The sequence below is a fragment of the Kitasatospora sp. NPDC058046 genome (assembly GCF_042885595.1).
Taxonomy (GTDB): Bacteria; Actinomycetota; Actinomycetes; order Streptomycetales; family Streptomycetaceae; genus Kitasatospora.
This window is the reverse complement of the sequence record NZ_JBHVRS010000020.1, coordinates 150,256-174,582: the sequence shown is the minus strand read 5'-3', so window position 1 is coordinate 174,582 and position 24,327 is coordinate 150,256. Positions and strand designations below refer to the sequence as shown.

Annotated in this window: 28 protein-coding genes; 13 read left to right on the top strand and 15 right to left on the bottom strand. The window is 73.5% G+C overall.

Annotation, left to right across the window (positions count from 1 at the left end; all coding sequences use genetic code 11):
• Positions 1–18: 18 nt before the first annotated feature.
• Together ACFVU7_RS33000 and ACFVU7_RS32995 are read right to left on the bottom strand one after the other, a co-directional pair.
• On the bottom strand, positions 19–471 hold the full coding sequence (locus ACFVU7_RS33000; RefSeq protein WP_388048724.1) for a hypothetical protein: 453 nt from the start codon (positions 469–471) through the stop codon (positions 19–21).
• A 102-nt stretch (positions 472–573) separates the two neighbouring features.
• On the bottom strand, positions 574–1,308 hold the full coding sequence (locus tag ACFVU7_RS32995) for a tyrosine-protein phosphatase (protein WP_388048723.1): 735 nt from the start codon (positions 1,306–1,308) through the stop codon (positions 574–576).
• Between the two features lie 134 nt (positions 1,309–1,442).
• Between ACFVU7_RS32995 and ACFVU7_RS32990 the strand changes: the two genes are divergently transcribed.
• Positions 1,443–1,784 (top strand): DUF5713 family protein, encoded by a 342-nt coding sequence (locus tag ACFVU7_RS32990; protein WP_049658165.1) that lies wholly within the window; start codon positions 1,443–1,445, stop codon positions 1,782–1,784.
• Between the two features lie 16 nt (positions 1,785–1,800).
• Here the strand turns inward: ACFVU7_RS32990 and ACFVU7_RS32985 are convergent, their stop codons facing one another.
• Complete coding sequence (locus ACFVU7_RS32985) at positions 1,801–2,700, bottom strand: aminoglycoside phosphotransferase family protein (RefSeq protein ID WP_117487304.1); 900 nt, start codon at positions 2,698–2,700, stop codon at positions 1,801–1,803.
• Between the two features lie 127 nt (positions 2,701–2,827).
• Positions 2,828–3,220 (bottom strand): PPOX class F420-dependent oxidoreductase, encoded by a 393-nt coding sequence (locus ACFVU7_RS32980; RefSeq protein ID WP_074002216.1) that lies wholly within the window; start codon positions 3,218–3,220, stop codon positions 2,828–2,830.
• A gap of 179 nt (positions 3,221–3,399) precedes the next feature.
• Between ACFVU7_RS32980 and ACFVU7_RS32975 the strand changes: the two genes are divergently transcribed.
• Complete coding sequence (locus ACFVU7_RS32975) at positions 3,400–5,907, top strand: Tex family protein (protein WP_388048720.1); 2,508 nt, start codon at positions 3,400–3,402, stop codon at positions 5,905–5,907.
• 102 nt (positions 5,908–6,009) lie between these two features.
• Here the strand turns inward: ACFVU7_RS32975 and ACFVU7_RS32970 are convergent, their stop codons facing one another.
• From ACFVU7_RS32970 to ACFVU7_RS32945, 6 genes are all read right to left on the bottom strand, one after another.
• Positions 6,010–6,441: an SHOCT domain-containing protein gene (locus ACFVU7_RS32970; RefSeq protein ID WP_074002217.1), complete on the bottom strand. Its 432-nt coding sequence runs from the start codon at positions 6,439–6,441 to the stop codon at positions 6,010–6,012.
• A gap of 98 nt (positions 6,442–6,539) precedes the next feature.
• A complete protein-coding gene (locus ACFVU7_RS32965) occupies positions 6,540–7,124 on the bottom strand; it encodes an NUDIX hydrolase (RefSeq protein ID WP_380743826.1) in 585 nt (194 codons plus the stop codon).
• Positions 7,124–8,281, bottom strand: a complete 1,158-nt coding sequence (locus ACFVU7_RS32960; protein WP_380743824.1) for a type III polyketide synthase — start codon at positions 8,279–8,281, stop codon at positions 7,124–7,126. The genes ACFVU7_RS32965 and ACFVU7_RS32960 overlap by 1 nt, the downstream gene beginning before the upstream one ends.
• Positions 8,282–8,414: 133 nt before the next feature.
• Positions 8,415–9,623: a cytochrome P450 gene (locus ACFVU7_RS32955; RefSeq protein ID WP_388048718.1), complete on the bottom strand. Its 1,209-nt coding sequence runs from the start codon at positions 9,621–9,623 to the stop codon at positions 8,415–8,417.
• A 189-nt stretch (positions 9,624–9,812) separates the two neighbouring features.
• Entirely contained in the window at positions 9,813–10,511 is a 699-nt protein-coding gene (locus ACFVU7_RS32950) for a response regulator transcription factor (protein ID WP_255357472.1), read from the bottom strand.
• An 11-nt stretch (positions 10,512–10,522) separates the two neighbouring features.
• Positions 10,523–11,395: a sensor histidine kinase gene (locus tag ACFVU7_RS32945; protein ID WP_387966421.1), complete on the bottom strand. Its 873-nt coding sequence runs from the start codon at positions 11,393–11,395 to the stop codon at positions 10,523–10,525.
• 117 nt (positions 11,396–11,512) lie between these two features.
• On the opposite strand from ACFVU7_RS32945, the gene ACFVU7_RS32940 reads away from it, so the two are divergent.
• From ACFVU7_RS32940 to hemC, 3 genes are all read left to right on the top strand, one after another.
• Complete coding sequence (locus tag ACFVU7_RS32940; protein ID WP_049651382.1) at positions 11,513–12,238, top strand: ABC transporter ATP-binding protein; 726 nt, start codon at positions 11,513–11,515, stop codon at positions 12,236–12,238.
• Positions 12,235–14,544: an FtsX-like permease family protein gene (locus ACFVU7_RS32935; protein WP_388048716.1), complete on the top strand. Its 2,310-nt coding sequence runs from the start codon at positions 12,235–12,237 to the stop codon at positions 14,542–14,544. Before ACFVU7_RS32940 ends, ACFVU7_RS32935 begins: the two co-directional genes overlap by 4 nt.
• Positions 14,545–14,670: 126 nt before the next feature.
• Positions 14,671–15,606 (top strand): hydroxymethylbilane synthase, encoded by a 936-nt coding sequence (hemC, locus tag ACFVU7_RS32930; protein WP_049651384.1) that lies wholly within the window; start codon positions 14,671–14,673, stop codon positions 15,604–15,606.
• 4 nt (positions 15,607–15,610) lie between these two features.
• Here hemC and ACFVU7_RS32925 read toward each other — a convergent pair whose 3' ends face one another.
• Positions 15,611–16,213, bottom strand: coding sequence for a GrpB family protein (locus tag ACFVU7_RS32925; RefSeq protein WP_380743817.1), 603 nt, complete (start codon positions 16,211–16,213; stop codon positions 15,611–15,613).
• A 219-nt stretch (positions 16,214–16,432) separates the two neighbouring features.
• Here ACFVU7_RS32925 and ACFVU7_RS32920 point away from each other — a divergent pair, with 219 nt between their 5' ends.
• Positions 16,433–16,963 (top strand): hypothetical protein, encoded by a 531-nt coding sequence (locus ACFVU7_RS32920; protein ID WP_388048714.1) that lies wholly within the window; start codon positions 16,433–16,435, stop codon positions 16,961–16,963.
• A gap of 20 nt (positions 16,964–16,983) precedes the next feature.
• On the opposite strand, the gene ACFVU7_RS32915 is transcribed toward ACFVU7_RS32920, so the two are convergent.
• Entirely contained in the window at positions 16,984–17,508 is a 525-nt protein-coding gene (locus ACFVU7_RS32915) for a helix-turn-helix transcriptional regulator (RefSeq protein ID WP_338016274.1), read from the bottom strand.
• Between the two features lie 65 nt (positions 17,509–17,573).
• On the opposite strand from ACFVU7_RS32915, the gene def reads away from it, so the two are divergent.
• Together def and ACFVU7_RS32905 are read left to right on the top strand one after the other, a co-directional pair.
• Complete coding sequence (def, locus tag ACFVU7_RS32910) at positions 17,574–18,158, top strand: peptide deformylase (RefSeq protein WP_049651387.1); 585 nt, start codon at positions 17,574–17,576, stop codon at positions 18,156–18,158.
• Entirely contained in the window at positions 18,155–18,811 is a 657-nt protein-coding gene (locus ACFVU7_RS32905) for a class I SAM-dependent methyltransferase (protein ID WP_388048712.1), read from the top strand. Before def ends, ACFVU7_RS32905 begins: the two co-directional genes overlap by 4 nt.
• Before the next feature lie 168 nt (positions 18,812–18,979).
• Here ACFVU7_RS32905 and ACFVU7_RS32900 read toward each other — a convergent pair whose 3' ends face one another.
• Entirely contained in the window at positions 18,980–19,171 is a 192-nt protein-coding gene (locus ACFVU7_RS32900; protein WP_388048710.1) for a DUF397 domain-containing protein, read from the bottom strand.
• Positions 19,168–20,037, bottom strand: a complete 870-nt coding sequence (locus tag ACFVU7_RS32895; protein WP_074002224.1) for a helix-turn-helix transcriptional regulator — start codon at positions 20,035–20,037, stop codon at positions 19,168–19,170. Before ACFVU7_RS32895 ends, ACFVU7_RS32900 begins: the two co-directional genes overlap by 4 nt.
• Before the next feature lie 122 nt (positions 20,038–20,159).
• Here ACFVU7_RS32895 and ACFVU7_RS32890 point away from each other — a divergent pair, with 122 nt between their 5' ends.
• From ACFVU7_RS32890 to ACFVU7_RS32870, 5 genes are all read left to right on the top strand, one after another.
• Positions 20,160–20,636, top strand: a complete 477-nt coding sequence (locus tag ACFVU7_RS32890; protein ID WP_375875260.1) for an ATP-binding protein — start codon at positions 20,160–20,162, stop codon at positions 20,634–20,636.
• A 231-nt stretch (positions 20,637–20,867) separates the two neighbouring features.
• Positions 20,868–21,071 (top strand): hypothetical protein, encoded by a 204-nt coding sequence (locus ACFVU7_RS32885; protein WP_049651392.1) that lies wholly within the window; start codon positions 20,868–20,870, stop codon positions 21,069–21,071.
• A gap of 162 nt (positions 21,072–21,233) precedes the next feature.
• Positions 21,234–22,007 carry a maleylpyruvate isomerase family mycothiol-dependent enzyme gene (locus tag ACFVU7_RS32880; protein ID WP_074002226.1) on the top strand — a complete coding sequence of 258 codons (774 nt, stop codon included), beginning with the start codon at positions 21,234–21,236 and terminating at the stop codon, positions 22,005–22,007.
• A 42-nt stretch (positions 22,008–22,049) separates the two neighbouring features.
• Complete coding sequence (locus tag ACFVU7_RS32875) at positions 22,050–22,715, top strand: SMI1/KNR4 family protein (RefSeq protein WP_117487295.1); 666 nt, start codon at positions 22,050–22,052, stop codon at positions 22,713–22,715.
• A gap of 43 nt (positions 22,716–22,758) precedes the next feature.
• Positions 22,759–23,073 (top strand): hypothetical protein, encoded by a 315-nt coding sequence (locus ACFVU7_RS32870; protein WP_375875258.1) that lies wholly within the window; start codon positions 22,759–22,761, stop codon positions 23,071–23,073.
• 78 nt (positions 23,074–23,151) lie between these two features.
• Here the strand turns inward: ACFVU7_RS32870 and ACFVU7_RS32865 are convergent, their stop codons facing one another.
• Complete coding sequence (locus ACFVU7_RS32865) at positions 23,152–23,886, bottom strand: NDP-sugar synthase (RefSeq protein ID WP_388048707.1); 735 nt, start codon at positions 23,884–23,886, stop codon at positions 23,152–23,154.
• Positions 23,887–24,327 lie beyond the last annotated feature (441 nt).

The window sequence follows — 24,327 nt, the reverse complement described above, 5'->3', positions numbered from 1 at the left end:
CCCCCGGCCGCCACCGGGTTATCGCACCCCCGGCCCCCGGAGCAACCGCTCGCCCTCCGCCCCGAAGGCGGCCCGGAGCACGGCGGCGACGTCGGCCTCCGGCACGGCGGCGCGGACCTCCGCCAGGACGCCCGGGAACCCCTCGTCGTCGATCACGCCCTGGTGCTCCCGGCGCAACCGGTGGACCAGCGCGACGAGTTCGGGGCGCAGCCGCATCCAGGCGCGGACGGCGTCGACCTCCTCCTCGACCAGCCGCAGGAACCAGCGCATCACCTCGTACGGGATGTCGACGGCCCGCCCCCGCGGGTCGAGGCTGATCGTCGGCTCCCGCGCCGGGTCCTCGTCGGGGACGACCGCGGCGACCAGAGCCCGCGGGTCCGCCCTGAGCCGCAGTTCGAGGAAGTAGGCGTCGTCGGACAGGTCGTACCCGGTGGTGACGCTGTAGTCCGGGTCGGGGCTCGGCGTGGGCATGGCGGCATGCTGCCAGGCGCCGCTCCGCCGGGCGAGGGCGTTTCGGGGGCGTCCGCGCACGGGACGTCGGACCGGCCGACCTCCCGTGCGGGGCGGCGGGGCTCAGTCGGTCAGCAGGCGGGCGCGCAGGGTGTCGATCTGCGCGCGGTCGATGCCGAGGGCGCCGGTGAGGTAGGCCTCGACCGAGCCGTGGCGGTCGGCGAGGTCGGCGAGGGTGAGCCGGATGACGGCCTCCGGGGCGCGCCCGTAGCCGGGCCAGCGCAGGGTGCGGCCGGGGTGGGCGGCGTGCCACTCGGCGACGAAGTGCGCGGTGGCGAGCTCGGTGAGGGCGAAGTCGGCGGCGATGTCGTCCTCGCCGACGCCGAGCAGGGTGAGCAGCAGGGCGGCGATCAGCCCGGTGCGGTCCTTGCCGGAGGCGCAGTGGAAGACCACCGGGGCCTCGGCGGCCGTGATCACGTCCAGCGCCTGGCGGATCTCCTTCACCCCGTCCTCGGCGACCTCGGCGAAGCGGTCGGCGAGGTGGCGCCAGGGGTCGACCTCCGGGTCGATCTCGGCCTGGTCGTACGGGCGGTGCTCGATCGAGAGGTTGTGGTACTCCAGGCCCTCGAACCCGGGCACCCGGCCCTTGGCGTCGATCTCCCAGGGGTAGCGGAGGTCGATCACGGTCCGCACGCCGAGCGCCCGGAGCCGGTCCAGGTCGGCGGGGGAGCCGAGCTTGCCGAGCGAGTCGGAGCGGTACACCAGCCCCCACCGGACGGACCGCCCGCCGGCACCCGGGTAGCCGCCCAGGTCGCGGAAGTTGTGCAGGGCCTCGAACTCGATGTGACGTGTGGTCATGCGCGGCACTCTAACCAGCGCGTCAAGCGCCGCCGGGCCGGGGGAGCGGCGGCGGCCGGCCCGGGCGCCGCCGTCTGTCAGTGGTGTCGGGCAGGATCGGCACGTCGGTTCTTCGGAGGGACGGAAAGGGCGTCATGGCGATCACGAACGAGCAGGTGACGGAGCAGGAGTTCCTGCGGGAGATGTCCGAGGACCCGTACTTCCCCGACCACCTCGTGGCCAAGGGCAGGGCCATCCTGGTGCGGCTGTGCGAGCGGATCGAGGCCGAGCGACCGGCGGACCTGCCGGCGCTGTACGTGCTCTCCCACGCCGCCGCGGAGGAGTTCAACCGTCTGGACACGGAGTTGAAGGCGGCGGGGAGCGAGATCGAGACGGCGGCGCGGGAGGACATCGCCGAGGCCTTCTGGATCATCGCCTCGGCCTACGGCTTCGAGGACGCGGACGTGGAGGAGATGGTCGAGCCCCGGGAGTGGTGACGGGCACCGCCCGGCCCTACACGCCGCGGTCGGCGAGGACCTCGCGGACGACGTGGCGGGCGTTGGCGGTCAGCGCCTGGTCGGTGTGGCGGTAGTACGGGATCGTCACCAGGGCGAGGGAGAACGCCCAGGCGCGGCCGCGGGCCCACATGGCCTCGTCCGCGTGGAGGGCGGCGCGGAAGGCGGGGCGGGCGGTGGCGGGCAGCAGGTTCCAGGCGGCGATCAGGTCGGCGGTCGGGTCGCCGACGCCCATCAGGGCGAAGTCGATGACGGCGGCGAGCCGGCCGGCGCCGGTGAGCAGCAGGTTGCCGGGGGTGAGGTCGCCGTGCAGCCAGACCGGCGGGCCGGCGTAGTCGGGCAGTCGAAGTGCCTTGTCCCACAGGGCGGTCGCGGCCTCGGTGTCGATCGAGCCGGAGAGCTGGGCGATGGCCGCGCGGGTGGCGCCGTCGCGGGAGGCGAGCGGGACGCTGCGCTGGGAGACGGGGGCGTCGGCCGGGTCGACGGCGCGCAGGGCGTTGACGAAGCCGGCCAGGTCGCGGGCCAGCGCCTGGGGTGCGGCCAGGGCGTGGACGACCGGGTTGGCGCCGTCCAGCCAGTGCAGGACGGACCACTCCCACGGGTAGCCGGCGGCGGGCCGGCCGACCGCGAGCGGTGCCGGGACGGGCAGCGGCAGCCGCGGGGCCAGCCGGGAGAGCCACTGCTGCTCCCGCCGCAGGCCCCCGGCGGCCCACTCCACCCGGGGCAGCCGGACGGCGAGTTCGGGCCCGAGGCGGAACATCGCGTTGTCCGCCCCGGAGGTGGCGGCGGGGGTGACCGGGAGGCGCTCCCACTGCGGGAACTGGGCGGCGATCAGCCGCCGCACCAGGGCCGCGTCGACCACCGGCCCGTCGGGGTGGATCCGGGTGGCAGCGCACATGCCCGGCAGCGTACAGCTCCGGTCGTCGCCGTTCAGCCGGATTGCCGAACTGCTCACATTCCGACGGTCGTTCGAACCGGAACGCGCGATTTCGGCCACCCGGCGACGGCCCTGACGGCCCCGACGGTCACCCGAAGGTGACCCGCACCCCGATGGTGCCGCCCTTGCCGAAGCGCAGCACGTTGGCGGTCAGCGCCACCGCGCACAGCAGGCCGTACTTGCGCCGCAGCAGCTTCCGGTAGGCGGGCGCCCGGTCGGGGTCCAGCACCGCGGTGGCCGGCACCTGGGCGCCGAGCAGGTTCCCGCGGATGTCGCTGGGCCCGACCAGCACGTCCGAACGGTTGCGCAGGCGCTTGACCTTGCCGGTCTTGGTGACGGTGGTGAAGACCAGCGCGTCCCCGTCGCGCGCGACCCACACCGGGGTGGCGACCGGAGTGCCGTTCCTCCGGTAGGTGGTGAACAGCAGGTACTTGGCGGCGGCGAGCCGCTCCAACTCGGCGGCGGCATCCAGAGTGTCCATGCCCGCCAGCCTAGGAAGCCGCAACTGGGCCCCGCTCAAGCCTCGGTGGAGCCCGGGGGTCGTCAGCCGGAGGCGCGCGCCACGCCCGGCCGTCCCGGGGGCGGCCGGTCGGTGTCGTCGGCACCTGCCAGAATGCAGGGCGTACGGCGCAAGCACTGATGGAGAAGGTGACCGGCTTCGTGACCACGCCAGTCGAACAGGTGGCCCGGCAGGCCCAGCAGGCGATCGAGCGGCAGATCGCCGAGGAGCTGGGTGTCCGCGAGGGGCAGGTGAAGGCGGCCGTCGATCTGCTCGACGGCGGCTCGACCGTGCCCTTCGTGGCCCGCTACCGCAAGGAGGTCACCGGCTCCCTCGACGACGCCCAGCTGCGTGCCCTGGAGGAACGGCTGCGCTACCTGCGCGAGCTGGAGGACCGCCGGGCGGCCGTGCTGGAGTCGATCGAGGCCCAGGGCAAGCTGGACGACGCGCTGCGCGCCCGGGTGCTCGCCGCGGACTCCAAGGCCCGCCTGGAGGACATCTACCTCCCGTTCAAGCCGAAGCGGCGCACCAAGGCGCAGATCGCCCGCGAGGCGGGCCTGGAGCCGCTGGCGGACACCCTGCTGGCCGACCCGGGGCAGGACCCGGCCGCGCTGGCCGCCCAGTACCTCAACGAGTCGGTGGCGGACGGCGCCGCGGCCCTGGAGGGCGCCCGGGCGATCCTGGTCGAGCGCTTCGGCGAGGACGCCGACCTGGTCGGCTCGCTGCGCGAGCGGATGTGGACCCGCGGCCGGCTGGTCGCGAAGGTCCGCGACGGCAAGGAGGGCGACGGCGCCAAGTTCGCCGACTACTTCGACTTCGCCGAGCCGTACACCCGGCTCCCCTCGCACCGCATCCTGGCGATGCTGCGCGGCGAGAAGGAGGAGGTGCTCGACCTCGACCTCTCCCCGTACGACGGCGAGTCCGAGGGCGACCTTCCGGGCGAGAACGACTACGAGCAGCGGATCGCCGCCCGCTTCGGCATCGCCGACCGCGGCCGCCCGGCCGACAAGTGGCTGGGCGACACCGTCCGCTGGGCCTGGCGCACCCGCGTGCTGGTCCGGCTCGGCATCGACCTGCGCGCCCGGCTGCGCGCCGAGGCCGAGGAGGAGGCGGTGCGGGTCTTCGCCGCCAACCTGCGCGACCTGCTGCTCGCCGCCCCGGCCGGCACCCGCGCCACCATGGGCCTGGACCCGGGCTTCCGCACCGGCGTGAAGGTCGCCGTGGTGGACGCCACCGGCAAGGTCGTCGCGTACGACACGATCTACCCGCACCAGCCCGCCAACAAGTGGGACGCGGCCCTGGCGACGCTGGCGGCCCTGGCGAAGAAGCACGACGTCGACCTGGTGGCGATCGGCAACGGCACCGCCTCCCGGGAGACCGACAAGCTCGCCGAGGACCTGCTGGGGCGCCACCCCGAGCTGAAGCTCACCAAGGCGATGGTCAGCGAGGCCGGCGCCTCGGTCTACTCGGCCTCCGCGTTCGCCTCGCAGGAGCTGCCGGACCTGGACGTGTCGATCCGCGGCGCGGTCTCGATCGCCCGTCGGCTCCAGGACCCGCTGGCCGAGCTGGTCAAGATCGACCCCAAGTCGATCGGCGTCGGCCAGTACCAGCACGACCTGAGCGAGGTGAAGCTCTCCCGCTCGCTGGACGCCGTGGTCGAGGACTGCGTCAACGCCGTCGGGGTGGACGTCAACACCGCCTCGGCGCCGCTGCTCACCCGGGTCTCCGGGGTCACCGGCACGCTGGCCGACAACATCGTCGCGCACCGCGACGCCAACGGCCCGTTCCGCACCCGCCGACAGCTCAAGGACGTCTCCCGGCTCGGCCCCAAGGCCTTCGAGCAGTGCGCGGGCTTCCTGCGCATCCCCGGCGGCGAGGACCCACTGGACGCCTCCAGCGTGCACCCGGAGGCCTACCCGGTGGTGCGCCGCATCCTGGCCGCGACCGGCGGGGAGCTGCGCGAGCTGATCGGCAACGGCGAGCGGCTGCGGGCGCTGCGCCCGGCGGACTTCGCCGACGACACCTTCGGCGTCCCGACCGTCACCGACATCCTCGGCGAGCTGGACAAGCCGGGCCGCGACCCGCGTCCGGCCTTCCGCACCGCGACCTTCAAGGAGGGCGTCGACAAGATCGGCGACCTGGAGGTCGGCATGGTGCTGGAGGGCGTGGTCACCAATGTCGCTGCCTTCGGCGCCTTCGTGGACGTGGGCGTCCACCAGGACGGGCTGGTGCACGTCTCGGCGCTGTCGAGGAACTTCGTCAAGGACCCGCGCGAGGTGGTCAAGCCCGGCGACATCGTCAAGGTCCGGGTGCTCACGGTGGACGTGCCGCGCAAGCGGATCGGGCTGACCCTTCGGCTGGACGACGAGGTCGGGCGCGAGCGCGGCGGGGACCGCGGCGACCGCGGTGACCGCCAGGCCCGCCCGCCGCGCCAGGAGCGCCGGGGCGGTGGCCAGGGCGGCCAGGGCGGCCAGGGCGGCCAGGGCGGTCAGGGCCAGGGCGGTCGCGGCGGCCAGGACCGGCGCGGTGGCGGTCAGGGCGGCGGTGGTGACCGCGGCGGCTCCGGCGGCGGTGCGCCGGCCAACAGCGCCATGGCGGACGCGCTGCGCCGCGCGGGCCTGACCGGCGGCGACGGCGGCCGCGGCGACCGGCGCTCCGGGCGGCGCTGAACGGCTGAGCGGAGCCGAACCGGCACCCGGAACCCGACAGCGGCAGCGGCCGGGGCCGGTGGACGTCACGGTGCGTCCACCGGCCCCGGCCGTCCGTGCGGGTCAGGCCAGGAGCTTGTCCTTGGCCTTCTGGTACTCCTCGTCGGAGATGGCGCCCTTCTCCTTCAGGGCCGCCAGTTTCGCCAGGTCGTCGACGTGGCTGCCGCCACCGCCTCCGCCGCCCGCCGGTGCCGTTCCGGCGGCGTCCCGGATGTAGGACTTGAACGCGGCCTCGGACCGCTCCGCCTGTTCGACGTCCCGCTTGCCCATCGACTGCCCGCGGGCGATCAGGTAGGCGAGGACGCCGATCAGCGGCAGGATGATCACCAGGACCAGCCAGCCGGCCTTGGCCCAGCCGCCGAGGTCGTGGCTGCGGAAGATGTCCGTGATGATCTTGAACAGCAGGAAGAACCAGAGGATCCAGAGGAACAGCTCCAGCATCGTCCAGAAGATGTGGAGTGCCGGGTAGTCCACGGCCAGCAGTTTGGTGTCCATGGCCGAGTCATATCACCGTAAAACGGACATGGCCTGCTGCTGTTCGGCTGTTCCGGTGGTCTTCCGTCCCAGTGGGAATATCCCGGCGGGGAGCGGTTTCAGCCCAGCCCGGCCCGTCGGCGCAGCTCCACCGCCAGCGCGACCAGCTCGCCCCACCAGGCGTCGTGCCCGGCCAGCAGCAGCCGCTGGGCCTCCGCGGGCGGCACCGGACGGACCTCGACCACCTGCTCGCCGTCCGCCGGGTTGGTCGGCGCGGAGTCCAGCGCGACCTCGCCCCAGCCCCACAGCCAGGCCTTCTCCGGGTGCGGCTGCCACGGCCGGTACGGCACCGGGTCCTCGGTGCGGCAGCGGTGCGCGCCCAGCCAGTGCGGCTCGCCGAGCAGCCGGGCGCCCGCCTCCTCGCGCAGCTCCCGGGCCAGGCAGGCGACGATGCCCTCGTCCTGCTCCCGGGTGCCGCCGGGCAGGAACCAGTGGTCCCGGTCGTCCCGGCAGAGCACGACCTGACCGTCCGCGAAGCCGACCAGGTGGATGTTGGTGACCAGGGCGTCCGGCGGCGGCTCGGTGGAGAACTGCGCGTCGAAGCGGCCCCAGCTCCAGTACTGCGGCGCGTGCAACGCCGGGAACAGGGCGGCGAGTTCGGCTGATCTGGCAGAGGTGTCGGTGCGCTCCGTGGTATCGGTCATCAGGAGATCGTAGTGCCGGTCGGGAAACGGCGGGGGACGGTCGGATGGACGAGCGCGATGTCGGAGGTGGAGATGGCGCGCGGCCGGCGCGGACGCGCCCCTTCGGCCGGTGCGCCGACCCAACTGCCCAGCGAGATCTCGGCGGTGATGCCCGGTCCGAAGCCCGCGATCAGCCCGGTGGTGCCCTCGGGCACGCCGCCGTCGGCGAACAGCCGGGCCAGGGCGTCGAAGACGACGGCGCTGGCGATGTTGCCGCGCTCGGTGAGCGTCGCCCGGCTGTAGCGGAAGGTGGCCGGCTCCAGGTTGAGGAAGCGGCACAGGTCGTCCAGGATGCGCGGGCCGCCCGCGTGCACGATGTAGAAGCCGAGCCCGGAGACGTCCCAGCCGTGCTCCCCGGCCAGGCCGCGCAGCGCGGGCGCGAGCAGCTCCATGGTGCCGGGCACCCGCCGGTCCAGCTGGAAGTGGAAGCCGGTGTCCTTCACCCCGTACGAGATCCAGTCCTCGGTGTGCGGGACGAGGTGCGAGCCGTTGCGCTCGACCTGCACGCCGTGCCCGCCGTTCCCGCGCATCACCACGGCGGCGACCGCGTCGCCGAACAGTCCGTTGGAGAGCAGCGAGCCGACGTCGAGGTCGGTCGGCTGGTAGCAGAGCGAGCAGAACTCGCAGGCGACGATCAGCACGTTGGCGCCCGGGTAGGCGCGGCAGAAGTCGTGCGCCCGGTTGACGGCGGCGCCGCCGGCCGCGCAGCCGAGCTGGGCGATCGGCACCTGGCGGGTGTCGGAGCGGAAGCCCATGGTGTTGATCAGCCAGGCGGTCATCGACGGCATCATGAAGCCGGTGCAGGACACGTAGACGATCAGGTCGATGTCCCGGGCGGTCAACTCGCCGTGGGCGAGGGCGCGTTCGACCACCTCGGGGACGCGCCGCTTGGCCTCGCGCTCGTACACCTCGTTGCGGACGGTGAAGCCCGGGTGGGCGAGGGTCCGCTCGATCGGCTGGACCAGGTGCCGGGTGCGCACCCCGGTGTTCTCGATCAGCCGCAGCGCCAGGCCGAGTCGGGGGTGGTCGGCGTGCAGGGTGCGGGCCAGGGCGAGGGTCTCGTCGAGGGTGATGACGTGCTCGGGTACGGCGATGGCGGGGCGGCAGAGTGTTGCCATGGGTACGGGTCTCCCCTGGGGGCCTGGTGGCAGGCATGGTGGATGCGTGGAGCGGTGCGGACGCCGCGGCGGCCGTGGGCGGCGGGCGGCGGCGGGTGGTGGTGACGGGTGGCGGCGGCAGGCGGGGAGTCGGCTACCAGGCCACCGGCAGGGTGTGCGGGAAGCGCCAGATCGAGCCGGAGTTCCAGTCGAGTTCGGACGGCTCGACGGCCAGCCGCAGGCCGGGGAAGCGGCGCAGCAGGGTGCCGATGGCGACCTGCAGCTCCATCAGGGCCAGGTGCGAGCCGAGGCAGCGGTGCTGGCCGTGCCCGAAGGTCATGTTGACGGGCCCGGCGTCGCGGTCGAGGTCGAGTTCGTCGGGGCGCTCGTAGGCCGCCGGGTCCCGGTTGGCGGTCAGGTAGGAGACGTGCACGGCCTCGCCGGCCCGGATCAGCACGCCGCCCAGTTCGACGTCCTCGGTGGCGACCCGGGCGATGCCGACGCCCTGGCGGAACGGGATGAAGCGCAGCAGCTCCTCCAGGGCGCGGGGCAGCGTCTCGGGCCGGGCGCGCAGTTTGGCGAGCTGCTCGGGGTGGGTGAGCAGGGTGTAGGTGAGGTTGCCGAGCTGGTAGGTGCTGGTGTCGTGGCCGGTGACCAGCAGGACCATCGCCATGACGGTCAGCTCGTCCGGGGCCAGCAGTTCGTCGCCGTCGCGGGCGGTGGCCAGGGCGCTGATCAGGTCCTCGCCGGGGCGGGCGCGGCGCTCGGCCGTCAGCCCGGTGAAGTAGTCGCGCAGCGCGCTCTTGGCGGCCTCCTGGCCGTCCCGGCTGCCGGGGCCCATCCGCATCATCGCCACGGCGTGGCCGCGCAGTTCGGCGCGGTCGGCGGCGGGGATGCCGAGCAGTTCGCAGATGGTGGTGAGCGGGAGGCGGCCGGCCAGGAAGTGCATCAGGTCGGCGGGGGCGCCGTGCTCGGTCATCTCGTCGAAGTAGCCGTCGACGGTCCGCTGGGTGGCCGGGCGCATCCGTTCGACCTGGCGGTTGGTGAAGCCCTGGGCGACGAGTCGGCGCAGCCGGTTGTGGGCGGGCGGGTCCATCAGGTTGATCGCCTCGGCCTGGGCGATCGGGGCGGGCGTCATCCGGGGCAGGTCGCGGCCGATGCCGGCGGCGCGGCTGAACCGGCGGTCGCTGGTGACCACCTTGACGTCCTCGTAGCGGGTGGCCAGCCAGGCCTCGCCCTCGCCGTGCGGCAGCCGGATCCTGGCGACCGGGGCCTCGGTGAGCAGTCGCTTCAGGAGGGGGTCGAACTCCAGGCCGTCGGTGTGGTGGAAGGGGCAGTCCCACACGGGGGCGGTGGTGGTCACGGGCCGGTCCAAGTGTTCTCGTCATGCCGGGGGGTGGCGCCCGAGGTGGTGGTCACGTTCGGGCGTGGACATGCAGATGGTGCCCCATGAACTGGCAAAAAGGAGAACGTGGTGAAGAGAGTTAACTCCAAGGAGTGAGATTGGGCTGATAGTCATGCCAATCAGCATGAGGTCAAGGGAAGTTGACGTTCAGTCGGCGCCGCCCGGCGCGACCAGCCCGGTCTCGTAGGCGAGCACCACCGCCTGCGCCCGGTCCCGCAGGTTCAGCTTGGCGAAGATCCGGGCCACGTGGGTCTTCACCGTCGACTCGCTGAGCGTCAGCTCGCGCGCCAGCTCGGTGTTGGACAGCCCGCGCCCGAGCAGCGCCAGCACCTCCGCCTCGCGCGGGGTGAGCGGCGCGAGGTCGCGGTGCAGCGCCGGGCCGTCGGCGCCCGGGGCCGGGCGCGGGGCGCCGGCCGCGAACCGCTCGACCAGGCGCCGGGTGATCGAGGGGGCGAGCAGCGCGTCCCCGGTGTCCACCAGCCGTACGGCGGCGGCGAGGTGGGCGGAGGTGACGTCCTTGAGCAGGAAGCCGCTGGCCCCGGCGGACAGCGCGGCGTAGACGTAGTGGTCCAGGTCGAAGGTGGTCAGCATGATCACCCGGCAGCCGGGCACCTGGGCCAGGATGCGCCGGGCGGCCTCCAGCCCGTCCGTGCCGGGCATCCGGATGTCCAGCAGCGCCACGTCCGGGCGGTGCAGGACGGCGGCGGCCACCGCCTCGGCGCCGTCCGAGGCCTCGGCGACCACGTCGATGCCGCGCGCGGTGAGGATCATCCGGAAGCCGGTGCGGACCAGCTCCTGGTCGTCGGCGATCACCACCCGGGGGCGGCGCTCCTGGTCCTGGGGCACGTTCTCCTCCGTCACGGCCGGTCCAGCGGGATGCGGGCGCGGACCCGGAAGCCGCCGCCGAGCCGGCGCCGGGCGTCCAGGTCCCCGCCGTACACCGCGACGCGCTCGCGCAGGCCGATCAGCCCGCGCCCGGCGCCGTCCGGCCTCGGCCCGTCCGGTGCGGCCCGCCCCCCTGACGCGGCGGCCGCCCCGGAGAGCACGCTCGGACCGCTGTTGAGCACCTCCACCCGCAGGTAGTGGTCCGCGTAGCGCACCGTCACCTCCGCCGTCACCCCGTCCCCGTGCTTGAGCGCATTGGTCAGCGCCTCCTGGATGATCCGGTACGCCGTCACGTCGATCCCGCCCGGCAGCGGCCTCGGCTCGCCCGAGACCCGCACCTCGACCGGCAGCCCGGCGAAGGCGAACCGGTCGATCAGCGGGCTCAGCCGGCTCAGGCTGGGCTGCGGCGCGAAGCCGTCCGGCGCGGGCTCCTCGCTGCCGTCCGCGGCGGGGGCCAGCAGGCCGAGCAGGTGCCGCAGCTCGGTCATCGTGTCCCGCCCGGCCGCCTCGACCGCGGCCATCGCGGCCGCCGCCTCCGCGGGCATGGTGGCCAGCACCTCGCGCGCGGCCCCGGCCTGCACCACCATCAGGCTCACGTTGTGGCTCACGATGTCGTGCAACTCGGCGGCGATCCGGGACCGTTCGGCCTCCACGGCGGTCCGGGCGGCGCTCTCCCGCTCCCGTTCCAGCAGCCAGCCGCGCTCGCCGATGGCCGCCCGGTGCAGCCGCCGCGCCCGGGCGAGCGCCACCGCCAGCCAGCCGGCCGCCGTGCCCGCCGCAGCGGCCGTCGCGACGGCCGCCCACTCCCACCCCGTTCCCCACACGGCGACAGCCTCCCAGGTCACCGCATGATCCACATCATCCGGGGGTGCCGCCCCCGTACATCCCGGGTACTACGGCCGCCGCGGTTACACCCGGGGTGGGACGTGCCGGCGGCGGCCCCGCGCCTACGGTCGTCCACCATGAGCAACGACCACGACGGGACCTCCCGGCCGGACGACGCGCAGGTCGTCGTCGAGCTGTCCGGGGTGCACAAGGAGTTCGGCGACGCCAAGGCGCTCGACGGCGTCGACCTGCGGATCCGCGCCGGCGAGGCGGTCGCCGTGATGGGCCCCTCGGGGTGCGGCAAGTCCACCCTGCTGAACATGGTGGCCGGACTGGACCGGCCCACCGCCGGCACCGTCCGGGTGCAGGGCCAGGACCTCGGACGGCTGAACGAGAACGGGCTGGCCCTGTTCCGCCGCCGGCACGTCGGCATGATCTTCCAGTTCTTCAACCTGATCGACGACCTCCCGGCCCTCGACAACGTCGCCCTGGCCGCCCAGCTGACCGGCACCGGCGCCCGCCAGGCCCGCCGCCGGGCGCTGGAGCTGCTGGACGAACTCGGCGTCGCGCACCGCAAGGACGTCTACCCGGCCACGCTCAGCGGCGGCGAGCGCCAGCGCGTCGCGGTGGCCCGCGCCCTGATGAACCGCCCGGCCCTGCTGCTCGCCGACGAGCCCACCGGCGCCCTGGACAGCCGCTCCGGAGAGCAGGTGATGGACCTCCTGATCGACCTCAACCAGATCGGCCAGACCCTGCTGATCGTCACCCACGACCCCGCCCTGGCCACCCGCTGCGCCAGCCGACTGGTCGAGGTCGCGGACGGCCGGGTGGCCGGCGACCGGATGCTGGAGGCGTCCGCATGACCGGCGCCGTCTGGCGTGCCTCCCGGGCGGCCGTGAAGCGCCGCCGGGTGCAGACCATCGTGATCGGCCTGGTCGTCTTCTGCTCCACCACGACCGTGCTGCTCGCCCTCGCGGTGATCAGCGCCGCCCGGGCCCCCTTCGACGACGCCTTCTCCCAGCAGCGCGGCGCCCACGTCGTCGCGACCTTCGACCCGGCCGGGGCCACGCCGGAACAACTGGCCGCCACCGCCCACCGGCCCGGCGTCGAGGCCGCCGCCGGGCCGTTCGACCAGGCCGTGGTGGAGATCCCCACCGACTGGGTCGGCAGCCCGCCCGGAGCGCTCACCCTGGTCGGCCGCTCCGACCCGGCCGGCCCGGTGGACCGGGTGCAACTGCTGGGCGGCCGCTGGGCGAGCAAGCCCGGCGAGGTCGTCATCAACGAGCCGTTCGGCGGCTACTCGCCCGCCAACCTGGACTACCCGCTGCCCCTCAGCGGCGGCCGGACGCTGACCATCGTCGGCTACGCCACCAGCATGAGCCAGAGCGCGGGCGGCTGGGTCACCCCCGAACAGGCCGCCGACCTGCACCCCAGCGCCCGGCAGATGCTCTACCGGTTCTCCGACGCCTCCGACGAACAGCGGCTCACCTCCGCCCTGGCCACCGCCACCGAGGGCCTGCCGAAGGACGCGCTCACCAACGTCCAGTCCTACCTGGTGCTCAAGGACGCCTTCTCCGCGGGCGCCGACGCCTACCTGCCGCTGATGACGGTCTTCGGCGTGCTCGGCCTGGTCGTCGCCGCGCTGATCGTCGGCAACGTGGTGAGCGGCGCGGTCGTCTCCGGCTACCGGCACATCGGCGTGCTGAAGGCGATCGGCTTCACCCCGCGCCAGGTGGTCACCGTCTACCTGACCATGGTCTCGGTACCCGCCGTCGCCGGCACCGTCCTCGGCACCGCGGCCGGCTGGGTGGCGGCCCACCCGATCCTCCAGTCCGCCTTCTCCGGGATCACCACCGGCACCGCCGTGATCGAACCGGCCGGCTGGCTGCCCGCCGCCACCCTGGTCAGCGTCCCGCTGCTGGTGGTCCTCGCCGCCCTCCTCCCCGCCTCGCGCGCCCACCGGCTGTCCGCCGCCCAGGCCATCTCGGCCGGCAGCGCACCGCGCGCCGGGCGCGGACTGAAGGTCCAGCGCCTGCTGAGCGGCACCCGCCTGCCGCGCGCCGTCAGCCTCGGCCTCGGCCAGCCCTTCGCCCGCCCCGGCCGCACCGCGCTCACCATGTCGGCGATCGTGCTCGGCGTGCTCACCGTGACCGTGACGTCGGGACTGGGCACCACCCTGACCAGGCTGGTGGGCCACAACGACGGCCACACCCACGTCAGGGTGCAGACCGCCCACTTCGCGGGCAACAAGACCGAGCCCCGGCTCACCCCCGCCCAGACCGAGACGATGCTGCGGACCACCCCCGGCGCCGACCAGGTCCACGTCCGCGGGCTGGTCAAGGTCGGGCTGGTCGGCTTCACCCAGCCGGTCTTCGCCGACTTCCTCAGCGGCGACGGGATCGCTGAGCAGCTGCAGCGCGAGGTGGTCAGGGGCCGCGCGGCGACCGGGCCGAACGAGATCGAGGCCGGGCCCTCCTTCCTCCGGGAGCACGGACTCAGGCTCGGCGACCGGCTCACCCTCGACCTCGACGGCCGGCGGCTGACCGTCACCGTGGTCGGCGAGGTGGTCCAGGGCAACGCCCGGGCCTTCACGTCCAACGACCTCACCCGGACCGCGCTCACCGACGACCCGCACGCGGTCGAGTACGACATCAGCCTCGCCGAGGGCGCCGACGCCCAGGCGTACCAGCGGGCCGTGACGGCCGCCGACCCGAGCCTCTCGGCCCAGGTGTTCGCGCCCGACCCGTCCGGCCCGATCGTCGCGGTGATCAGCTTCGCCACGATCTTCACCGTCCTGCTGTCGGTGGTCGCCGCGCTGGGCGTCTTCAACACCCTGCTGCTCACCATCCGCGAGCGCCGCCGGGACCTCGGCATGCTCAAGTCGATCGGCATGACACCCCGCCAGGTGGTGACGATGACGATCACCTCGGTGGCCTGGCAGGGCGTGGTCAGCGCGCTCATCGGCGTCCCGGCCGGCATCCTGGCGCACCGGCTGCTCATCGAGAACGTCGGGAGCATCCTCTTCCCGGAGTGGACGATGGACGTCTGGAGCGCCCCGCTGCTCACCGGCGTCGGCGTCGCGGGCGTCGCCATCGCCGTCCTCGGCGCGCTCGTCCCGGCCCGTTCGGCCGCCCGGCTGCCGATCGCCGAGGTGCTGCACAACGAGTAAGCCCGCCGTGGGGAGGGCTGGTCGGATCATCCGACCGGCCCTCCGCCGTGCGCGGGTCCGCCGCGTTCCCGTCACGGAACTGACGCATGCTCAGTCCGTGCCGTGAGGACGCCTATCATCTGCGCCATGGCCACCGCTGAGCTGATCCGCATCGTCTCCCGCTCCTCGCCCATGGCACTGGCCCAGGTCGAGCGGGTCCGCACCGAACTCGCCGCCCTGCACCCGGGGCTGCGCACCGAGGTGGTGCCCGTCACCACCTCGGGCGACCGCTGGACGGGTGATCTCGCCGCCCTCGGCGGCAAGGGCGCCTTCACCAAGGAGGTCGACGCCGCGCTGCTCGCCGGGGAGGCCGACGTCGCCGTCCACTGCCTCAAGGACGTGCCCGCCGACCGACCGCTGCCGGCGGGCACCGTCTTCGCCGCCTACCTGCGCCGCGACGACATCCGCGACGCCCTCGTCCACCCCGGCGGCCTGCCGCTGGCCGCGCTCCCGCCCGGCACCCGGATCGGCACCTCCTCCGTCCGCCGGGTCGCCCAACTCGCCGCCTCCCACCCGCACCTGGAGTGCCTCCCGATCCGCGGCAACGCCAACAGCCGGCTCGCCAAGCTGGACGCCGGGGACGTCGACGCGCTGCTGCTCGCCCTCTCCGGCCTGGAGCGGATCGGCGAGCAGGCGCGGATCACCGAGGTGCTCGGCATCGAGGCGATGTGCCCGCCGATCGGCGCCGGCATCCTCGTCCTGCAGTGCCGCGAGGGCGACACCGCGACCATCGAGGCGGTCACCGGCCTCGGCCACCACGACACCTGGCGCGAGGCGGCGGCCGAGCGGATGTTCCTGCACGCGCTCCAGGGCCACTGCAACAGCCCGATCGCCGGGTACGCCAGGGCCGAGCGGGACGGCCGCCTCTCGCTGCGCGGCCGGGTCTTCACCCCGGACGGCAAGCAGGTGCTGGACGCCCACGAGTGGGCGGGCGCGCTCAGCCCGGAGGACCTCGGGACGTCGGTGGCGCTGGCGCTCAAGCGGCAGGGCGCGCAGGAGCTGATCTCCTCGATCCCGCACTGAGCGGCTATTCCGCTTCGGCCGCGGCCCGTTCGATGATGCCGGCGATCACCTCGGTCTTGGCGTCGGCGTAGTTCTGCAGGTACTCCCAGGACTGCTCGGCCAGGGCCCGCTTGGCGTCGGCGTACAGCTCGCGGTCGCCGCGGTGGCGGCGCAGCCGGTCGCGGAAGCGCAGCATCCGCCCGATCTCGGGGCATCCGGCGGACAGCACGTGCAGGTTGGCGTAGTCGGCGCTGGGGTCGATGGCGTACCGGCGCAGGACGCGGTGCTCGTACCAGTCGGGTTCGCGGACGGCGAGCCGGTAGCCCAGGGCTTCGAGGGCGGGCACGTAGGCCGCCTCGTCGGCGGAGTCGGGCACGATCAGCAGCATGTCGACGACCGGTTTGGCGGGGAGGTCGGGCACGGAGGTGGAGCCGACGTGCTCGATCCGGTGGTCGAGGTGGGCCAGGCGCTCCGCCATGCCCGCGGCCTCCCGCTGGTAGGCCGCGGGCCACCGCGGGTCGTGGTCGCGCAGGACGATCCGGCCGTCGGGCCTGGTGGGCGCACCCAGGTTGGCCGCCTCGATCTCCTCGGTGGTCATGGGGACGCGCGGGATCTCCTGCTCGGGCACGGCCGGCTCCTGTTCCTCGGGTGCTGGTCAAGGGGGTCCTCGTCGGGGACCGACCCAGTAGACCAGGACGCGTCGGCCTTCGCGCGGCCGTCGGGTCGGGGCCGCGTCGGCTTCCGCGCGGTCGCCTGACGGTCCGTGCGGTGAGCGGATGGTGACGCTCCGGAGGTTTTTCTCTTCCGGGTGAGAACCGGCCGGGTGCGCGGGGCGTCCGTTTGAGGCGTGATCAGTGCGGTGCTCGGCGGGATGCCGATGTTCTGGCCCGGGTTGCTGCTCTCGCTGGTGCCCGCGGCCCTGTTGAACCGGCCGGTGGGGCGGTTGCTGCGGGCCCACTGGGTGGTGGGCTTCGTCCTGCTGCTCGGGCTCGGCGGGGTGGTCGTGGCGACCCTGCTGCCGGAGGCGTTCCGGCTCTCGGAGGGCGCCGTCCGGCACTGCGCCGTGGCGGGCGGCCGGCCGCGGTCGCCGTACGAGCTGCTGCACGTCCGGCACATCGAGCTCAAGCTGGCGACCTACGCCCCGGTCGGTTTCGCGGCGGCGCTGGCGGGCCCCCGGCGGCGGGCGGCGGCGCTGCTGGGTGCGGCGGTGCTGCCGTTCGCGGTGTCGGCGGTGCACTACGCGCTGCCGGCGATCGGGCGGGCCTGCGACGTGCAGGACGTCTGGGACGGGGTGCAGGGGGTCGCCTTCGGAGCGGCGGCGGGGTTGGCGGCCGGGCCGCTGGTACGGGCGCTGCGGGCGCGTTCGCGGGCCGTCTGACGGCCTGTCCATCCGGCTGTCTACTGGTCGAGGAGCGGGAAGAGCCGGGTGACGGCGGCGACCGGGCGGGCCCCGGCGGGGCGGGCGGCCGGGTCGGTCTCGCGGCCCCGGTAGCGGGCCAGCGTCCGGCGGACCTCCTCGCCGACGGCGGCCAGTTCCTCGGGCGTCAGGTAGACGACGGCGCTGAAGGCCTCGTCCTGCCGCCACTCGGCCGGGGCCTCGGCGCGCCGGGCGAGCCAGTGCTGGTAGCTCTCGTCCTCCAGGCCGCGCGCCAGCTCTCCGAACCCGCCTTCCACGGCGTCCGGTTGGGTCGTCGGCAGCCGCCAGGGCCGGGCCCGCCCGTCGGTGGCCGGGGCCTCCTCGATCAGCCCGTACCGGGCCAACTGCCGCAGGTGGAACGAGCAGAGGCCGGAGCTGAGGCCGAGCCGGGCGGCGGCCTCGGTGGAGGTGACGGTGCCGTGCTCGCGCTCGGCGAGCAGGTCCAGCAGCGCGGTGCGGACGGCGTGCTCGGGGAGGGGGCCGGTTCTGACGAGGTCTTCGGTCACTTTGCAAAGTCTGCTACTTTGCAAAGTCAGACCGCAAGTACCGTCTCTCGAAGGAGTGCCCTCCCGTGTCCGAGCTGCGCGAACGGCCGACCGTCCTGCGGATCACCGAGGTGGGGGAGGAGATCCTGAGCCGCACCTGCCGGACCGCCACCGAGGAGGACTTCGGCAGCGAGCGCCTGGCCCGGCTCATCGACGACATGTTCGCCACCATGCACGTCGCCGACGGCTGCGGCCTCGCCGCCAACCAGGTGGACGTCGACCTGCGCCTGTTCGTCTACGACTGCCCCGACGACGACGGCGTCCGGCACACCGGCCACGTGCTCAACCCGGTGGTCGACGAGCAGGAGCCCGGCCGCGCACTGATCGAGGAGACCGAGGGCTGCCTCTCCGTCCCCGGCGCGAACACCAAACTCGCCCGCCCCGCCCGCACCGTGGTGCGCGGCGTCGACCAGCACGGCGACCCCGTCGTGATCGAGGGCACCGGCTACTTCGCCCGCTGCCTCCAGCACGAGACCGACCACCTGAACGGCGGCCTCTACATCGACCGCCTCTCCGCCCGCGACCGCAAGCGCATGCTGAAGCAGACCGCCGACCGCCGGGAGAAGGTCTTCGCCGAACGCGCCACCAGGGCTGCCAAGATGGCGCGGTGACCGAACCCGCGCACCTCGCCGCCGTCCGCGCCTCGTACGACGCCGTCGCCGCCGACTACCTCCGCCTCGTCGTCCCGCCGGAGGGCATGGACCCGGTGTCCCGCGCCATGCTCGCCGCCTTCGCGGAGCTGGTACGGGAGTCGGGTGGCGGCGAGGTCGCGGACCTCGGCTGCGGCCCCGGGCGGGTGACGGCGTACCTGTCCGGCCTGGGGCTGAGGGCCTTCGGGGTGGACGTGTCGGGCGAGATGGTCGCGCTCGCCCGCCGGGCCTACCCCCGACTGCGCTTCCTGCACGGCTCGATGGGCGCCCTCGACCTCCCCGACGGCGCCCTCGGCGGCATCCTCGCCTGGTACTCCGTCCACCACACCCCGGCCTCGCAACTGCCCGGCCTCTTCGCCGAGTTCGCCCGCGTCCTCGCACCCGGCGGCCACCTCCTCCTCGGCGGCCACGTCGGCGAGGCCCAACTGCTGCGCCCGACCCAGGCGTACGGCCACCCGGTGTCGTACGCCTCGCACCTCGTCCCGGCCGGGCACCTCGCCGAACTCCTCGAACAGGCCGGCTTCACCGTCACGACCCGCCTCGAACAGCCGCACCCGCAGCGGGAAAACCGGTCCCACGCCTGTCTGCTGGCCCAGGCGCCCGGCCGGCGCTGAGCCCCGACATCGGCGCGGCCCGCCGGACCAGGGAGAGCGTCGGCGGCTGACACACGCCGACCCGGACCCGTACAGAATGGATCTGTCGGGTGGGGGCAGGAGGCCGCAGGTACGCCAACGGCCCGCCGCCGGGAAGGCGGTGGGCCGTTTGAGGGGAGCTCTGGTCGGTCAGACCTCGGTGGTGGCGGCGAACTTCACGAAGGCCGCCCAGGCGGTCGGCTCGAAGGCCAGCTGGGGGCCGGTCTTGTCCTTGGAGTCACGCACGTGGACGGCGGTGGTCGTCCCGGCAACCTCGACGCATGCGGCACCTTCGTTGCTGCTGTAACTGCTCTTGAACCATGCCAGCTCGGACATGCTCATCGCTCTCCAAGGATCATTTCGATCAAGGCCAAGGACTCCCTCATGGTGAGCGCCTGCCCCCTGAGGGTGCCGTACCGTGCGGCCATCCTACGGACTTCTTCAGGGGCTGTGATCAGCCTGTTGACGTGCTGGACCTCGACGTACGCGATCTGCGGTCGTCCGCTCGGCGTGAGGAGGACGAACGAACCCCCCATGCCGGCGTTCTCGGTCCTGTCGAGCGGCATGACCTGCAACTCCAGGCCCCGGATCTCGGCGACTTTGAGCAGGTGGCGCAACTGCTCCCGGTGAACGTCCCAGCCGCCCAGCGGACGACGCAGGGCGCTTTCGTCGATCACCCAACTCATGACCGGCAAAGGCCAGCGGGTGAGGATCTGCTGCCGCTCCAACCTCGCGGCAACCCACTGGTCGACCTGCTCCACGGAGAGCCACGGCCTGCGCATGTCGAACAGTGCTCGTGCATGGGCCTCCGTTTGGAGAAGTCCAGGAATGTGGAGGCTGCTGTACTCGTGGATCTCGATCGCCTTCCACTCTTCCTGGGTGAAGGCCTTGTTGTAGGCGGGGTGCCTCTCGGACACGCGCACCTTCGCCTTCATTACGTCGTCCGCGACGACCTTGAGCAGCCCGCCTGCGTCAAGGGCGTCGTCCACCACCGTCAGGTACTCGATCCTCGGGGTCCGCACGCCCCGCTCCACGGCCCCGACGTGGTCTTCGCTGTAGCCGGTGGTCTTGGCCAGCTGCTTCTGCGTGATTCCCGCCCGCTCGCGGAGGAGTTTGATCATCTTCCCGACCGCGCTGTAGAACTCCGCGACGCCGTCGAAGCCCTCCGCCGTCTCGCCGTCCTCGAAGACGGTTCCCTCAAGGCTCATCGCAGTCCATCTCTTTCGATCTTGGGTCGACCGGCAGGCCAACTATGTGCACCCGTACAGATACTCTCTGTGTCCGCCGGGCTGCTGGCCAGCGTACGTCCGCCCGACCACGCTTAACTCCCATGACGACCGAAACCCCCCTCGAAGACCCCCGGTCCCGTACCGCCCTCTTCGCCGCCACCCCCAAGGGCGCCGCCATCTGCCGACGCTTGGCGAGGCGTCAACTCACCCACTGGGGGCTGGACTCCACGCACACCGAGCCGTTCCACTGCGCGCTGCTGATCGTCACGGAGCTGGCCGCCAACGCGATCACGCACGGACGCGTTCCGGGGCGCGGGTTCGAGCTTCACCTCTCCCTCACCACCTCCGTGCGCCGGGGCACCACCCTTCGCATCGAGATCAGCGACCCCCGGGGTGACAGGCTCCCCGTCCTCCCCACCGTCCACACCCCCAGTGCCCAGACCGGACGCGGCCTCACCCTCATCGACGCCCTCAGCCACCGCTGGGGCACCATCCCCCGCCACCCCAACTCCAAGACCGTGTGGGCCGAACTCGACCTCGTCGCGCCCGCCGCGCCCGATGTCCCCGATGCCCCCTGAACCCCGCGATAGCCCAACACCCCACTGAACCAGCAGGAGTGGGAAGTCGACCCCTCCGACTTCCCACTCCTCTCGCTTCCTCGCCGACGCCCACCGCCGGTCCGGGGACATCCCAGGTTTGTGGGATACCCCCAGGTCGAGGGGCATTGCCAGGATGTGGCGCACGGAGCCGACCACTCCGGCCGGGCTCCGTCGGAGCGTCCGGCCGTCTCGAAAGAGGGATCCACACCCATGAAGATCCGCCGACTTGTCGCCGCCTCGGCCGTTGCCGCCGTGCTGGCCCCGGTGCTCGTCCTGGCCACCGGGACCCAGGCGAACGCCTACCCGCGGCAGCTGTCGAAGAGGGAGCAGTGCACCGCGGCGTGGAACGTCAACTACTGGTCCGGCGGCGCGTCCTTCGCTCGCGGCCAGTGGGCCGCCTGTATGGCGGGCTGACCGCCTCCCGCGGCCCCCGGCCCCGGCCGGGGGCCGCGACCCACCGGCCGCTGTCGTCCGGTGTATCGGTGACGTCGGCGCCCCCGTGCTCCGGTCCACCGCGGGGACCATGCCGACAAATTCGCTGTCCGGTGGCCGGAGTGCCGTGATACACAATCCGGCGTGCAGAACATAGTGGAGTTTCCCGAGGTCCTGAGGCTGATCGAGGACCGGTCGGCCGCTTTCCGCGCCGCGATCGCGGCCGCCCCCGACCTCGACGTCCAGGTCCCGACCTGCCCGGACTGGACGCTGCGCGAACTGGCGCAGCACCTCGGCGACGGCCGCCGTCGCCAGGCCGCCATCGTCGCGGCGGGCCCGGGTGCCGAGCCCCCGGCGAAGACGTCCCCGAAGGGCGCCCCGACCGCGCCCCGCGACCGCGAAGCCCTGGACGCCTGGCTCGCCGAGTCGACCGGGCTCATGCTCGACGCTCTGCGCGAGGCCGGTCCGGACCGCGGCTGCTGGACCTGGTGGGGCCGTTCGCAGGCCCCGGAGACCAGCGGAGCCCTGGCCCGGCACCAGATCCAGGAGATCGCCGTCCACACCTACGACGTCCAGCTCATCCTGGGCGCCGCACAGCCGCTGCCGGCGGACGTCGCGGTCGAGGGCGTCGACGAGTTCCTGACGACCGTCTCGGCGACGACCGTCCCCTGGCCGTTCAAGCCGGCGACCATCGACCTGCACGCGGCCGAGGGCCGCTCCTGGCGCCTGACCCTCGACGCCTCCGGCGTCCGCTGCGACGGCCTCGCCGCCGACGCGGAGCCGGGCGACATGGTGATGCGCGGGGCGGCGAGCGACCTGGTCCTCTACTTCTACGACCGCATCCCGCTCGACAGCCTGGACAACTCCGGCACCACCGAGCCGATGGAGCAGCTCGCGGAGTGGGACCCGACCGCGTAGAGGCGGCATCCGGTGGGCTGGCAATCGGCGAGAGGGCGGGCGATGGCCGAGGCGTGGGACCGACTGCGGGCGATCATGGGGGAGCCGGTGTACGCCCCGGCGCGGGTTCCGTGGGAGTCGGCGCCTGCCGAGCTGGGGGTCCAACTGCCCTCGGACTACCGGGCGTTCATCGACCTTTACGGCGGGGTGAACCTGAACGGCGAGTGGGGTGTGTACACGCCGACGGAGACGCCGGTCTACGCCGGCGAGCCGACCGGTCTGGCGGGATGGCGCTTCAGGACCGACACCGATCTCCGCGATCAGCTCGAAGGCGAAGAGGTGTGGTGGGAGCTGCCGGGCCCCACCCCGGTGTTCCCGGACCCGGGCGGCCTGCTGCCCTGGGGCTGGAACAGCAACCACAACCAGTGCTGCTGGCTGACCACCGGTCCGGACCCCGAGCAGTGGCCGGTGGCGGTGTTCTACGAGGACCGGCTCGACCACTTCGACGGTGGTTTCGCGGAGTTCCTGGTCACCGTGCTGACCGGCGGCTACGCGGCGGAGGACGAGTTGCTGGTGCGCGCGGACCCTGCCGTGTGGGGGCCGCAGCCGGCCCGGCCCCTCTGGTCGCCGAAGGGGGACTGGGCGGGCAGGAACTGGGGCGCCGAGTGGGGGATCGACGGATTCCTCACGGCGCCCGGGTCGACGGAGATGCCCTGGGTCAGGACGTGAGGGCGCCGCACGCACGCGCACCGCGGACGGGAGGCGGTTCCCGGTGAAGCGCCCTTACTGGCAGCCGTACTGGTGGCGGCTGCGGTTCCGTGCGGACGGCGAGCCGGAGTTCGCGGTGCTGGGGCCCGAGCCGGTCAACCGGGTTCCGAACGACGCGCTGAGGAACGTGCCCCTGGAGGTATGGGCGGACGCCCTGCTGGAGGAGGCGCCCGACGAGCTCGACGACCTGCGCGGCGAGCTGCTCCTGGAGTGCTTCACGGAGCCCGCTCCCACGGAGGGCACCCCGCCGGTGTACTCGCGCCAGGTCCGGCTGCCGGGCCCCGCCCTGCCTCCGTACCCCGGGAGACGGCTCTCCTGATTCACAATCCCGGCGCCACTCCCCGGCCGTGGAGCGCTGCGTCGCTCGTGCTGAGGACGATCGTGGACCGGGGAGGTCTCAGGTCGGCGGGTGTCGGTCCCCGGTCGTACCGCTGAGGCCGGGTCCGTTCCCGGGTGGCGCGGTCGGTGCCACGCGCTCCCGTAGCTCTCGCAGGTCCGCCGGGGTGTTGACCGCGCACCAGTAGCCCTCGGCGCGGTACCCCGCCAGCTGCCGCAGCCGCACCAGGTGCGGCAGGGTCGTGGTCGCGTGGTCTCCCCGGTCCGGCAGCAGGGGGACGACCCCGGGCGCGAAGGCGTACACGCCGCCGTTGACCGTGCAGGCGGGCGGCGGCGGTGCGGCGAGTTCGGCGACCCGGCCCAGGGCGTCGCAGCGGACCGTGCCCCGGGGCAGCCGGGGCGGGACCAGGGCGACCGTGGCCAGCGCCCCGCACCGCAGGTGGTGGGCGGCCAGCGGGGTGAGCGGGAAGTCGGCCCAGATGTCGCCGTAGACGGCGAACCACGGGTCCCGCGGCGCCGGTAGCGCGCGGGCGGCGAGCTTCAGCCCGCCGCCCCGGCCCAGCGGGGTGGACTCCACGACCACGGTGGTGCGGACGGGCAGGGGCGCCGTGCGGACGTAGTCGGTGATCGCCTGGGAGCGGTAGCCCGCCGAGACGACCACCGTCTCCACGCCCGCGTCGGCGAACCGGTCGAGCTGGTGGCGCAGCAGCGGTGTGCCGTCGACCTCGACCATGGCCTTGGGGCGCAGGTCCGTGTGCGGGGCGAGCCGTCTGCCGCGTCCGCCTGCCAGGATCACGGCTTGGCGGATCGGGAAGCACGTGTCCGGCGATGGCATTCCCGACCTCCGGGGAGCGACGGCACGGCTTCGGAGCCCCGGCCGCACGGTGCGGACGGAGCGTACGAATGCGACGAGGGTGGCCCCGACGCGCCGCTGGAGAGGCAACCGATCCGATCGCCGTGAAGTCACGCCGATGAGCGGGTGATCGGTGCTCCCGTCCTGTGGAGTGATCAGTCGGGTCCTCAGATGTTCGAGTCGGACTCCGCCCACAGCCTCCTGTGTCGCGCCTCCGGGTGAACCCTGACGGAAGATCAGGGGACGGCGGCTCCCCGCCCCTGATGCCCCAGGCGAGCGGGATCGGAAGACTCGTCGTGCCGGGCCGGGACCCCCCGGCCCGCAGACCCACCGAAAGTGGGCCGCCCCCACGGGGAACCCCCCCCCAAACGCCACCCGAGGGGC